Source organism: Campylobacteraceae bacterium (assembly GCA_013215945.1).
In the GTDB taxonomy this organism is placed as follows: domain Bacteria; phylum Campylobacterota; class Campylobacteria; order Campylobacterales; family Arcobacteraceae; genus NORP36.
Genome location: JABSOM010000007.1, coordinates 165,607 through 178,191, shown reverse-complemented (window position 1 = coordinate 178,191; position 12,585 = coordinate 165,607). Strand labels below are relative to the sequence as shown.

At 27.7% G+C, this 12,585-nt stretch carries 14 protein-coding genes; 2 read left to right on the top strand and 12 right to left on the bottom strand.

The genetic code is table 11. The features are described from left to right. Positions 1–8: 8 nt before the first annotated feature. The 12 genes from HRT41_09265 to HRT41_09210 form a co-directional block, all read right to left on the bottom strand. Positions 9–1,043 (bottom strand): efflux RND transporter periplasmic adaptor subunit, encoded by a 1,035-nt coding sequence (locus tag HRT41_09265; GenBank protein ID NQY24212.1) that lies wholly within the window; start codon positions 1,041–1,043, stop codon positions 9–11. 2 nt (positions 1,044–1,045) lie between these two features. Then, complete coding sequence (locus tag HRT41_09260) at positions 1,046–1,276, bottom strand: DUF2798 domain-containing protein (protein ID NQY24211.1); 231 nt, start codon at positions 1,274–1,276, stop codon at positions 1,046–1,048. Further along, positions 1,269–1,871 (bottom strand): TetR/AcrR family transcriptional regulator, encoded by a 603-nt coding sequence (locus tag HRT41_09255; GenBank protein ID NQY24210.1) that lies wholly within the window; start codon positions 1,869–1,871, stop codon positions 1,269–1,271. The genes HRT41_09260 and HRT41_09255 overlap by 8 nt, the downstream gene beginning before the upstream one ends. A 515-nt stretch (positions 1,872–2,386) precedes the next feature. Next, on the bottom strand, positions 2,387–2,851 hold the full coding sequence (locus tag HRT41_09250; GenBank protein ID NQY24209.1) for a DUF2867 domain-containing protein: 465 nt from the start codon (positions 2,849–2,851) through the stop codon (positions 2,387–2,389). Beyond that, a complete protein-coding gene (locus HRT41_09245; GenBank protein NQY24208.1) occupies positions 2,848–3,390 on the bottom strand; it encodes a hypothetical protein in 543 nt (180 codons plus the stop codon). Before HRT41_09245 ends, HRT41_09250 begins: the two co-directional genes overlap by 4 nt. 38 nt (positions 3,391–3,428) lie before the next feature. Further along, on the bottom strand, positions 3,429–4,040 hold the full coding sequence (locus tag HRT41_09240) for a helix-turn-helix transcriptional regulator (protein ID NQY24207.1): 612 nt from the start codon (positions 4,038–4,040) through the stop codon (positions 3,429–3,431). Between the two features lie 198 nt (positions 4,041–4,238). Continuing rightward, a complete protein-coding gene (locus tag HRT41_09235; protein ID NQY24206.1) occupies positions 4,239–4,736 on the bottom strand; it encodes a DUF4823 domain-containing protein in 498 nt (165 codons plus the stop codon). A 319-nt stretch (positions 4,737–5,055) separates the two neighbouring features. Next, positions 5,056–5,346: an antibiotic biosynthesis monooxygenase gene (locus HRT41_09230; protein NQY24205.1), complete on the bottom strand. Its 291-nt coding sequence runs from the start codon at positions 5,344–5,346 to the stop codon at positions 5,056–5,058. Between the two features lie 115 nt (positions 5,347–5,461). Beyond that, entirely contained in the window at positions 5,462–6,367 is a 906-nt protein-coding gene (locus HRT41_09225) for a helix-turn-helix transcriptional regulator (GenBank protein NQY24204.1), read from the bottom strand. Positions 6,368–7,032: 665 nt separating this feature from the next. After that, a complete protein-coding gene (locus tag HRT41_09220; GenBank protein NQY24203.1) occupies positions 7,033–8,022 on the bottom strand; it encodes a D-alanine--D-alanine ligase in 990 nt (329 codons plus the stop codon). Positions 8,023–8,412: 390 nt separating this feature from the next. Beyond that, positions 8,413–8,877, bottom strand: a complete 465-nt coding sequence (locus HRT41_09215) for a hypothetical protein (protein ID NQY24202.1) — start codon at positions 8,875–8,877, stop codon at positions 8,413–8,415. 37 nt (positions 8,878–8,914) lie between these two features. Then, positions 8,915–10,372, bottom strand: a complete 1,458-nt coding sequence (locus HRT41_09210) for a YdiU family protein (protein ID NQY24201.1) — start codon at positions 10,370–10,372, stop codon at positions 8,915–8,917. A gap of 131 nt (positions 10,373–10,503) precedes the next feature. Here HRT41_09210 and HRT41_09205 point away from each other — a divergent pair, with 131 nt between their 5' ends. Continuing rightward, positions 10,504–11,691, top strand: coding sequence for a benzoate/H(+) symporter BenE family transporter (locus HRT41_09205; protein ID NQY24200.1), 1,188 nt, complete (start codon positions 10,504–10,506; stop codon positions 11,689–11,691). 42 nt (positions 11,692–11,733) lie between these two features. After that, on the top strand, positions 11,734–12,576 hold the full coding sequence (locus HRT41_09200) for a methylated-DNA--[protein]-cysteine S-methyltransferase (protein NQY24199.1): 843 nt from the start codon (positions 11,734–11,736) through the stop codon (positions 12,574–12,576). The last annotated feature ends 9 nt before the right edge of the window (positions 12,577–12,585 follow it).

The window sequence follows — 12,585 nt, the reverse complement described above, 5'->3', positions numbered from 1 at the left end:
TTTTAACCTTATTTATTTATAATTTGTAATGCTTGTTTAGGAAATACTCTCTCATTTCCTTTTACAACAATCTGTGCACCTGCTTCTAAACCTTTAGCAGAAATAGCTACTTCTTTTCCCATATATCCAAGGATTTGTACTGGTAACATTAAAGCAGTACCTTTGTTATCAAGAAAAATCATATTTGCACCAAAACGCTTGATTACGGCATCTCTTGGAACCATCAAAGCTTTAATTGTTGCATTTTTAGATAATTTAACTCTGGCTTCTTGTCCATCAAAAATAAATCCATTATTTACTGTAGCTTTAAATTTAATAGGAAAAGTTCGTGTTCTTTTATCTCCATAAGCAATAGCTGCCATTAATTTTGCTTTTATGCTTTTATTGTTTAACATAAGATCATAAGAATCATTCATTCGTAAACCAGCAATAAAAGAAATAGGTGCATTAAAAGTAATTTCTAATTTAGAAGTATCAACAAGTCGTGCAACTATTGAACCTGCATTAACCCATTCCCCTAAACTTACCGATTTTTCAACTATTACACCTGAAAAAGGTGCTTTAATTTCTTTTCTGTTTTTTTGAATTTTTAATTCATTAAGTTTTGCCATTAATGCTAATACGTTTCCAGAGTTAGAAGAAAACTTTAATAAAGCATCGTCGTATTCTTTTTGAGTAATAGATTTAGAAAGTAATAATTTCTCATATCTTCTAAAATCTTTATTAGAATTAATTTCTTCATTTTTTGCGATATCTAACGTAGCTTGTGCTGCTATTATTTGTGCATCAATTAAATCAGAATCAATTTTTACTAAAACTTGACCTTTTTTTACTTTTTGACCTATTTCAAAATTTACTTTTTCTATTAAACCAGAATTTTTTGCAGCTACTTGTGAGTTATTCGAAAAACTAACTGTTCCTACAAATTCTTGTAAGGGATTTACTAGTCCTTCTTTTACTATTGTTGTCTCAACTAATGCAGGACGTCCTGCACCAAATAAAGATGCGCTTAAAACCAATGTTATTAATATATTCTTATACATTCTTAATATTCCTTTTTTATAATTATTGCCGTTAATTTTCTAACACTTCCACCTATTATAAAAATAATAGGAAAAGCAAATGCAAAAGCACTTACCCAGGCTTTAAGCCAAATGTCTCTAAAACCATCTACTAAACCCAAGTTTATGTATGAAATTATGGCACTCATAACACAAGACATACACAAAGCCATAATAAATGAAAAGACTATTCTTTCATATCGTTTATTAATCATTTTTTTTTCCTAACAAATCAAAGAAATTGTCTATAAACTCTTCATAAGCATCTCTGGCAGAAAAATCATTCACACTCATTCTACTAAGCGCAAGTCCTTTTTTAAAAATAGCAATACTGTTGATAAAATAAAGGGAGTTTTCTTTTAATTCGCCTTTAGAAATAGCATCTTCAAAAACATCTTTTAAAGCAAGACTAAAAAAATCATCGCAAACACAATTAAATGATTTATAGGACTCTGTAGTATCAGCTAACATTACCGATAAATATTCCTTAAATCCATTAAAATGAATATCATTTTCTTCACTTTCATCCAAAACGAATTCAAACAAACATGTTATTTTCTCTTTTATATTATTGCTCAAAGCTATTTTTTTTAATGTTTCTTCATTATGCTCTGCTATATGAACACCAATGATTTTAAAGATAATATCTTCTTTACTTTCAAAATATTCATAAATAGTACCCTTACCAATACCAGCAGCTTTTGCAGCTGCTGCAACGGTTAGTTTTTTAATACCTACTTCATGAAGTAAATCCACACAAGCCATGGCAATTTCTATTCTTTTTTCTTCTTTATTAACTATTTTTGGCAAATTTTCTCCTTAACTGACCACTGGTCAAAAAAGAATTATAGTCATTCGTTCCTTAAGAGAATATTAATGACCGACACTCGGTCAATATAAATTTAAAATTCTTTTATTCTAAAAAATTACTATTCCTAAAAGCTCTTTTCTTTAGGAAAACAATATTTCTATTGTTTATTAATAAGCTAAAAAATACCAATTACCTACATTTTATTCTAAAATAAAAAATAGCATCAATTTCATTTCAAAGTGTAATATTTTTTTATGTCTTATTTGTGGGATTTTTATTTTTTTACTTATCAATAAGGGATTAATTTAAATTATATATTAAGATTATGAAACCTTAATATATTTTTAATTTAAGAATCAACACATTATGGGGGATATTTTTATCAAAATTTTCTTTTATAACCCTCCTTTTTTATCGAAGTATATATAAATAAAAATTTAACTAATTGTACAAAATTGACAATAAGTTAAAATGTGTAAAAACGTTCTTAGCTATCTACTTCACCCAGAATATGTTAGGTTTTTACTACATTTTTTAATGAAATAATAATAAATTTTTTGTGCATAAATTTTATTAGTGCAAAATAGTATTTTCCCATTATACTTTTGTAGTGTACAAGAGTTGATACTTCAACTCTATTGGTGTTAGGATTATATAGCATTGAAAACCTGTATTCCATAAATCCCATATCATCACCAAATACAATTTCATTTTTATTTCTATTAAATATTTTCCAAGTACCAATGCAAGTGTTTTTTTGAAATTTACTTTCTTCAATTTTCTTTTTAATACTTTTTTTACTAAACATACCTTGACTTACAATATTTAGCCAAAGAGCTTGAGATAAAAAGTACTCTTTTGCAAATTCATCTACCCCATTAAAATTAATATCAGTAATATTGAAACAGTCTACATAATCGATTTGTTGAAACTCTTTGTATGCTAATGTACTTGTATTAATTTCTTTTTCTACTATCATGATTTTTCTGCTTTTTCTTTAAGTTCAAGATTCATTGTTTTAAATAGCTTCAATACATCAAAAATCATGTCCTCGAATAAATATCCGACTACACCCTCAAGTTTCCATTTTTGAGTAAATCTAACTTTATTATGTGATATTTCTTCAATCAAAAACTGATGAGTTGCTTTAAAAAAGTAGCTTGATAATAATGTTTGACTAGCAATGAAGTATGTGTATTTCTTTTTATCTATTAATAATGCTTTAAAATTATCTTCAATTGATCCCTTTTCATCAAATATAGTAACTACAAAGTTTTTTTTTAATTCTAAATTATTGTTATTTTCCATTTTTAACACACTATTCCATTTGGGATAGTTTTTAAAATCGGTGATTATATTCCAAACTTTTTCTTTTGATGCTTCAATATCTACACTTATTATATAGCCATAGGTGTTATCATTGTTTTTATTTTCAAGATTTATTGAGGCAGCTTTTGAACTGCATCCTAATATCAAAAAAGCTAAAAATAAATGGATAATTATTTTACGTAACTTCATAGTTTATACCTTTAAATTTTAGGTATTATAAGTAAAAACTATTTTTTAATATTGTAAAAAAACGACATTACTTCATCTGTGGGTGTGAAATTTGAGAATTTTTTAAATTCTTTATTAAAATGTGCTTGGTCGTAATAACCAAAACCTAAAGCTTTTAGAGACAGTTCATTAAATCCATTTTTCATTAAACTTTTAAAAGCATAAAAGAACCTAATAATATTTGTAAATTTTTTAGGGCTAAATCCAAGCAAATTATTAAACAGCCTTTCTAACTGTCTTGAATTTATATCATAAGTTTGAGATATCTCTTTTATTGAAAGATTCCCTTCTTTAAACATTATTTCATCAATAATTCTTAACATATTTTTATTTAGTATAATATCTTCACAGTAATTTTCTAATATATTATTTAGTTTATTGACTTTAGTTGTTTCAACTTTTTCATTAAAATTTAAAAGTAAAAAAAGTTCTTTTGAGATATCTTCTAATGGTATAATTTTATTAGTAAACTCACTTGCTTTTATATTTAAAAGTTGCGGTAATACTGAAGGCATAAATCTAATTCCAAATGTTTCACTGTTTGCTTTTAAAGGGATAATAATACTTTCATTGAAACTGCCTACAAATAATAAATTCTTGTTATCATACACAATATCCATTCTACCATCAGGTACTATTGGTATATTTATAGTTTCTTTCGTATGATTTTCTAATACCCAATATACATCAATAATATGGGATAGTTTTGATGATGGATAATATTTATTTGTGTATAAATTTTTAATGTTAATTTACCTTCTTGTGAATAAATTAATGGTGCCAAATTGTTATATATTCTATGTCCTATATTAAAATAAACCAAGTATATATTCTTCTACTGGTTTTGGCAATAAATCCTGAGGATGATCACCCCCAAATGTAGCCCACCCACTTTTTCCTTTAATAATAACAGAGTCTAATGTTTTTTCAGTTTTGACTTCTATAATTCTAATTTTTATGGACGCTTTATCGGAAATTCCTGACCATTCTGTTGCTCTATCTTCCCATTCAAGAATAGTCGGGAATACTAAATATTTAAAATCTTTTTTAATGGAATAATTTAATGCATCTTTTAGGGATTGATAGCTATTCGCAATTTCAATATTATCACTATATTTCGAAAGACTCATTAAAATAATTTGTGAAGTATTTTCTCCAGAACCTTGATAATTTATATTACCATATCGCCCATCTTTAGAAATGGATATATATATACTTTTAGTGGAATCTAATTTTACACTAGTAGTTCCTAATTTTAATAATTGATGTTTATCTGCACATGCAACGAAGAATAATGCAATAAACATTGCGGCGAACTTTTTTATCATTTTTAGCTATTCCTTTTATCATAATTGTTTATTCATGGAAAATAATGTCCTCTTTTTATCCAATACAATTATTAAGTAATAGGAAGAGGCTCCTTTAATTGTATTTAAAATGAGTATACAATAAATAATAACTAAATTATTGTTGTTAAAGAGTTCTCAAAATGTAAAAATTGGAATTAATCGACTAAATTCTACTTATAGATTAAAAAGTATAAGGGTAGTTTTAAAGAGCTCTTAAATAGCAGAAGTTACTAGCCAGCTAAATTTAAAGCAGCTCTATAGAAAATAACATTTTAAACTATAGGGATAATGTATCAAAATACCTAATACTAGGTGGGGCAATAAAAGTATTTCCTAAAATTTTCATTACACCTTCATTTGTTCTCATTTGAAGATAAGATTCATAATCTTTTATTGTTTCCCATTCTTCATAAAATATAACTGTATTCTTATCTTTTTGTTGATGTATTTTTATATCTACAAAACCACTGTATGCCCTAGTTTCAGGTAAGTATTTTCTAAGTAAGTTTTCTAATTCTTTAATTTTACCTTCTTTTATTTCTGCTTCTAATATTACAATAACACTCATTTTATAACTCCTAATTATATTTGAAAACTATATAAATCATAGTAATCTTTATGTGAGTAATTATATATAAAATTAAAAATGATTTCTACTTATAAAAAGTCAAAAACAGTGATTTTTATTCAGAATCCAAAAGAATTGTTTGTTGCATATATTTTGGAGTGAGTTTATAAACAGATTTATACGCTTTAATGAAGTTTGAAACATTGTTATATCCTAAATCAAAAGCACAAGAGCTTACATTAGACCCTTTCTCTAACATAGTTTTTGCTTTGTTCATCTTTTTTTTAATAAGCCATTTTTTAGGAGTAGTATTATATTTCTTTTTAAAATCTCTAGTAAATGAGGAGAGACTTCTTCCGCTTAAACTTGCAAAATCATTAATTGAAAGATTCTTATCATAGTGTTCAAGCATAAATGATTCTATATCTCTTTTTTCTTTAAAAGACTCAGAAGATAATAGTGTTTTTATAATGTTATTTTGATTACTATCATCTAATAAATATAAGAGTTCTAATAGTTTAAGTTCCAAAATTTCTTTAGTATTTAATGTCTTAAAATTAAATGATTCTAAAGAAGATATAAAATACTTTATATTCTGTGTTACTTTAAGTTGACATAACAATCTACCTGATTCTTTAAAAGCACTAGGTGTATGATTTTGAGCTAAAAATTTCAAGGCTATATCATGGTCAAAAAAGAATAGATACACTTTCATACTAGTATTGTTTTTTATGTAATCCGAAATTATATAAGAATCTCTTGGCATAAAAATCATTTCACCATTTTGAATAATAACTTCATCTCCATCATAAGTATTAACTCTCAGCCTTCCATTAATGACATAAACAATAGAGTGTGAAGTTATTAGCTTTTCTTTGTTAATTAAATCTACATTAGATTCTTTGTATAAAATACAGTTATTCTCATATCTTAAAATATTTTTAATATTTTTTTCTTTATACAGTGCCTGAGGGAGCGAATAAAAGTCTATTTCTTTTTCTTCGGATAAGTATTTATTCATGAAACATAGTATCTATTTTAATCTAAATATGCACAATTTCGTAGATTATAAGAACAATAAATTTATGGTAAATTACACCCAAGAGGCAAAACCACTTTTCAAATTTCGCGACTTGTTGAAGGAGATATTAATCACACCATTGCAACACTAAATCACATTAAACTAAACTATAAGGAGAATCAAATGATAATGACAGACAAAAAACTTAAGTCATTGCATAAACAAATGCTGAGGGATAATTACTTCAGAGGATTCAAGACATGGTTTAAATCTAATAAAGAACTGCTAAGGTTTTATCGCTCAGAGAGAAAAATATCTCGAAAAAACTGGAAAACGTTTTATAAGAAAGAATCATAAAAAAAGATACAAAGTAAGTAATTGTGTATGGTCTTATCAGTGACAATCACTTGCCTGAGAGATTAAATGCATCATCACTTTTAAAATTTTGGAAATACTGCTAAAATAATTTATTTTTACTAAGACCTCTTAAAATAAACTATTAAATCTTTCAGAATTACACAGCGAAGTATTTGTATTCTTAGATATAGTCATATTCCCAAGTAATACAAAACTTCACTCATACCTTCATATGCTTCAAGAAACAAAAGTAAAATACTGCTTTAGCTAACTCTTTGAAATGTATTTTATACGGTAAAATATTAGAATTATTTTTTGATTGTTTTTTTAGAGAAAGTACTCTTTACTATATCTAAAACCATTTGTTCATGTTCTAATCCAGTATTTAAATGATAACATCTGTAAAAGTATCCATATCCTAAACCAGGAACTAAATTCGCTTCAATAAAATAAGGAATACCTTCATCATTCATTTTGATATCTATTCTTCCATATCCTTTTGCTTTTAAGACTTTAAATGCATTTATTGCCAAAGAAGAAATCAGTTCTTTTATTTCTTTGTCTTTAATTTTTAAAGACTTTTCTCTGTCTCTTTGTTTATCAAAAAAACCAAGAACTCTGTCTCCTTTGCTGTTTTTTTCAGCAATGAGTTCTATAGGATAAATATCATAAGTACTGTTTTTAAAATCTTCTATAATTGCAACCGTATACTCTTTTCCACTCAAATACGTTTCAACCAACGAAACCGTATGTTGTTCTTTATATATTGATTTTACTTTGTTTTCATACTCTTTGAATTTATGAACAAGTGAATGTTCATCTATTCCACGAGAATCCCCTTCATAAAGTGGTTTTACAAATAAAGGAAAAGGAAGAGGTAATGATTCTTTGTCATACTGATTTGGTTTTGCTACAAACGATGACGCAGTTTTTAATCCTGCCCCTCTTATTTTTTCTTTTGCAATACTTTTATCAAACTCGAGTTTAAGAGCATTTTTAGACGAGCCAGTATATAAAATATCATGTTTCTCTAAAATATCAGTAAACCAAAGTTTTTTTTCAGAATCCCTTTTTTTCGAATCCTCATCAAAAAGCAAATATTTAAGGCCAGAAACTACCAAGTCAGGCTTTTTTTCAAGTAATTTATCTAAATCTTTTCTATTCTTAATAATAGTTATTTTCACTTTCTTGTAATGTTTACTTAGTTTTTCATGTAAATTTAGAAGTATCTTTTGTGGCATTAAATTTAAACCTCCAATTGGAGATGTTACTATTTCTATATATTTGTTCTTTTGCATTTCTTTCCTTCACTTGTATTTAATACATTATGAAGTACTTATTTATTGAATAATAATCAAGCTATAATCTATCTCAATATAATATTTTCTACTGTCTTTTTTAAGTATTACTGTGTGTTAATATAGTTTTAGTTCAATTTAAGCCATAGTTTTTACTCTAGTTTCAACTGGTATAATTGATAGTGGAATATTTATTCGCAATATCAGAAAAATAATATAAATATATGTAGATGTTTGTAAGAGTTAGATCACATGTGTATAAGATTTTTTTTAAATACTTAATATACAATGGAATCTCTATTATTCTGTCAATTAGTTCTTCCTAATGATTTCCATTGTAACGTGAAGTTATTACAGAATGATTACAAATAAAAAGCCAGTTTGTTTTACTTAGTTCTCATCCTTAAGTAAAATATAGGCTCGTATTTTCTTTTCTTGTTTTGATTCTACCTCAGCATTTTGTTTAGCAAGTAACAATTCTTTATCACAAGCTCTTATGTATTTCATTAAAAGTTCTTTACTTGTATGCGCAAGGATATAATTAGAGAGCATTAATTCCCCATTTTTATAATAAGCAACGGCATCGTATTTTTTAGCAAAAGAAGCTGTTTTATTAAAATCAAGCTCAGAATTATTTGTTTCTAAATAAACTGAACACGGTTTATTTTTGTAACCATCAAAAACGATATCTCCTTTATAACGTAAGACTTCTTGCGTTTTTGTATACTCAAGAGAAAGACTTAGGTAATAAGTATAAGGGATATAAGCAAATAAACATAAAAGAATAAATCCAAAAATCACTTTATAACTAATACCTTCTCTTTTTTGTTTTTTAAAAAAAGTTTTTTTATTCATCTTAAGCCTCTTATAAATAATTTAATACTAAATCTTTTTATGAAGAACAAGACAATTGTAAATTGGCGTGTTCCATAGGTGTAACTTTTGAATATCTCTCATATTCTTTATGCTCATCAAAAGGATTTTGAGCAATATGCAATAAAGCATTCACTAAAGTAAAATCATCACTTTTGGCAGCATCAATTGCTTCTTGTAACATATAATTTTTAATTATATACTTTGGATTACTCTCTTTCATTTGAGATCTTCTAACACCCTCTTCTCTTAAATCTGACAAAACAACTTTTTTATAATCTTCAAACCAAGCAAGTATTGCAGAAGGATTAACACATACAGCTAAAACAGAAGAGATATCATCTAAGTTATCACACCTACTTAGCTCATAAAAGAAACAATTATAATCTGCTTTTGCTTCTTGCAGTGCTGCTAATAATGAAATAATTAAATCCACATGATAATTTGCGACACTTCTTGTATCAAGTCCTAAACGCTCGCACATTAATTCTAAATATACTTTTTCATGTTGAGGAAAAAATGTTTCTAAGTACTGCGTTAATTTTTTCACTTCACATACTTCGCTTAAAGCATTAGCAAGAACTTCTAAATTCCATCGTGCTACATAAGGTTGATTATTATAAGAATATCGTCCTTCTACATCACTGTGATTACAAATACAATGTTTATCAAAATAATCCATAAATGCAAAAGGACCATAATCAATAGTAAGTCCAGCCATAGACATATTATCTGTGTTCATAACCCCATGCATAAAACCATATACCTGCCATTTTGCCATTAGTTCCGCAGTTTTATCTACCATAGAATAAAACATTTTTTCATAAGGTTTATTAACACCCTCTAAATTGGGATAAGATTGTTTGATAACATAATCACAGAGTTGTGGAATATTTTTACTGGCATTCTCATTTCTTGCATAAAATTCAAAGGTTCCAATTCTGATCCAAGAAGGAGACATTCTAAGAACGATTGAGCCATATTCTACCTCATCATAAGATCTTGGAACTTCATGTCTTGAGCCTATTATTCCTAAAGCTCTTGTAGTAGGAATATCTAAAGCATGCATGGCTTCACCCATAATATATTCTCTAATAGATGAGCGTAAAACTGCCCGTCCATCTCCTCTTCTTGAATAAAGTGTAGGTCCTGAGCCTTTTGTTTGTAAATGCCAATTATTAACACTTCCTAGATTAATAGCTCTGCCATCTCCTAATTGTGGTACAAATTGACCAAATTGATGCCCTGCATATACCATAGAATAAGGTTTACTATGATTAAGAAGTTTTTCCCCGTTCATAAAAGCCAGAAAATCTTCACTTTTTGCTTCTTCTTCATCTAAGCTAAGTTCTTTAAAACCTTCTTTATTATAAGAGATTAAAAAAGCATCTTTTAAAGGACTTGCTTCTAATTCTTGGTAAAGTTTTTCATCAAAGTCAAAAAAATCGACTTTACATTCTAATTCATTTAGTTTCATATTATTACTTTTTTGCTAAGTATAGTTAAATATTGTAAAAACATAATTAGTTTTCAAAAGTAATTAGCAATATCTGGCTTGTTATTTTATTTGATTTAACTATACTTAGGCAATTTATATTAAGGATTTTTATGTCTTTAGCTACATCATTAAAAAATATCAAAAATGATTTTTCTCTTTCTGCTTTAGTTGCAGGACTTATTGCTGTTATTGTTTCTTATGCAGGTCCATTTGTAATAGTATATCAAGCTGCACTTGCAGGACATGCAACAGCGGAACAAATTACGTCTTGGGTTTGGGCAGTATCTATAGGAAGTGCAATTACAGGTATTTATTTAAGTTTAAAATACAAACAACCTATTATTACCGCATGGTCAACCCCCGGTGCAGCCCTTTTAGTTATTGCTTTACCTGCTTATAGTTTTGAACAAGCTATTGGAGCATTTATTTTATCTTCTTTGTTAATATTTTTAATTGGTCTTTCTGGATTTTCTCAAAAACTAATGGACAAAGTACCTGCTCCAATTGCAGCTGCTATGCTTGCTGGAATTTTATTTAAATTTGGGCTTGAAGTTTTTACCTCTATTAGTATTGATGCTTTAATTGTACTTCCTATGATTTTGATTTATTTTCTAGGCAAAGTCTTTTTTGCACGTTATGCTGTTCTTGCTTCCCTTGCTTTAGGAATTATAATTGCTTTGTTTTTTAATGACTTGAGTTTTAGCTCAATTAATGTTTCTTTTGCAGTTCCTGTGTTTACCCAACCCTCTTGGAGTTTATCTGCTTTTATAAATGTAGCCATACCTTTGTTTATTGTAACCATGGCATCACAAAATGTTCCTGGTATTGCCGTTCTTAAAGCAGCAGGTTATAAACCCAATGTTAATTCACTTATTTCTTTTACGGGTTTTATATCCTTGATTTTAGCACCTTTTGGTTCTCATGGTTTAAATTTAGCAGCCATTACTGCTGCTATTTGTACAGGAGAAGAAGCAAATACTTACAAATCCAAAAGATATATAGCAGGATTAGCTACGGGCGGATTTTATTTACTTATTGGAATCTTTGGATCAACTCTTATAGTTATTTTTGCTACACTTCCAAAAGTACTAGTAGCTAGTATTGCAGGACTAGCACTTTTCCCTGCAATTTCAAATGCACTTTCTATTGCCAGTGCAGAGCCTAAATATCAAGAAGTTGCTTTGGTGACGTTTTTACTAACGGTATCAGGAGTTTCATTTTTTGGTATTTCATCTGCTTTTTGGGGTTTAGTAGCAGGAGTATTTTTACACGCTGTATATTCACGTTTTAAAAAATAAAACTCAAAACAAAAAAGAGGGAAAAGGAGATAAAAATATTTTATGAGTGAGAAAATACTTTCCAACAATGAAAACCATAAAAAAATGGAAGAAGTCATAAAATATATTGATGAACACTTTAAAGAACAACCAGATATTGATACGCTGGCATCTTATATAGGTATGAGTAAGTACCACTTTATTAGAGTTTTTAAAGAATATGTGGGTGTTACTCCTATGCAGTTTTTACAAAGCATTACACTTAATTATGCCAAAGAACATCTCAAAGAATCAAAAAGTATTTTGGATTCATCCTTAGATATAGGTTTATCTTCCTCTTCTAGATTACATGATTTATTTGTTAAAATTATTGGCGTTACTCCAAAAGAATATAAAGAACTAGGAAATAATGTAGAACTAACTTATGGTTATGGAACTACACCTTTTGGGGAAGCATTAATTGCTTTTACAAAAAGAGGTGTGTCTTATCTTGGTTTTATTGATAACAATGAAACAGAAGTTTATAAACGTTTTAAAGAAATATGGGAAAAAGCTACTTTTATTAAAAATGACATAAAAGCACAGGATTATTTAAACAATATCTTTTTAAAAAACAAAAAATTTAATCTTTATGTAAAAGGAAGCAATTTCCAAATTAATATTTGGAAAGCTTTGTTAAATATTCCCAATGGTAACGTTACTTCTTATACTGCTTTAGCAAAAAGCATTAATAAACCAAAAGCAACTGCTGCTCTTTCTGCTGCTTTAGCTTCTAATCATATTGCTTATTTAATTCCTTGTCACAGAGTTCTTGCTAAATCAGGAGCTATGAGTGGATATACCTGGGGAATTGAGCGCAAAAAAGATCTTCTTGTTTATGAAGGGGCTAAAAAGAAACAAGAGTAAATAATTAAG

Excerpts from the sequence above, each read along its gene's own strand:
- HRT41_09210 (NQY24201.1), bottom strand. The coding sequence starts at position 10,372 with ATGAAACTAAATGAATTAGAATGTAAAGTCGATTTTTTTGACTTTGAT.
- HRT41_09215 (NQY24202.1), bottom strand. The coding sequence starts at position 8,877 with ATGAATAAAAAAACTTTTTTTAAAAAACAAAAAAGAGAAGGTATTAGT.
- HRT41_09260 (NQY24211.1), bottom strand. The coding sequence starts at position 1,276 with ATGATTAATAAACGATATGAAAGAATAGTCTTTTCATTTATTATGGCT.
- HRT41_09230 (NQY24205.1), bottom strand. The coding sequence starts at position 5,346 with ATGAGTGTTATTGTAATATTAGAAGCAGAAATAAAAGAAGGTAAAATT.
- HRT41_09245 (NQY24208.1), bottom strand. The coding sequence starts at position 3,390 with ATGAAGTTACGTAAAATAATTATCCATTTATTTTTAGCTTTTTTGATA.
- HRT41_09200 (NQY24199.1), top strand. The coding sequence starts at position 11,734 with ATGAGTGAGAAAATACTTTCCAACAATGAAAACCATAAAAAAATGGAA.
- HRT41_09250 (NQY24209.1), bottom strand. The coding sequence starts at position 2,851 with ATGATAGTAGAAAAAGAAATTAATACAAGTACATTAGCATACAAAGAG.
- HRT41_09235 (NQY24206.1), bottom strand. The coding sequence starts at position 4,736 with ATGTTTATTGCATTATTCTTCGTTGCATGTGCAGATAAACATCAATTA.
- HRT41_09265 (NQY24212.1), bottom strand. The coding sequence starts at position 1,043 with ATGTATAAGAATATATTAATAACATTGGTTTTAAGCGCATCTTTATTT.
- HRT41_09220 (NQY24203.1), bottom strand. The coding sequence starts at position 8,022 with ATGCAAAAGAACAAATATATAGAAATAGTAACATCTCCAATTGGAGGT.
- HRT41_09225 (NQY24204.1), bottom strand. The coding sequence starts at position 6,367 with ATGAATAAATACTTATCCGAAGAAAAAGAAATAGACTTTTATTCGCTC.
- HRT41_09205 (NQY24200.1), top strand. The coding sequence starts at position 10,504 with ATGTCTTTAGCTACATCATTAAAAAATATCAAAAATGATTTTTCTCTT.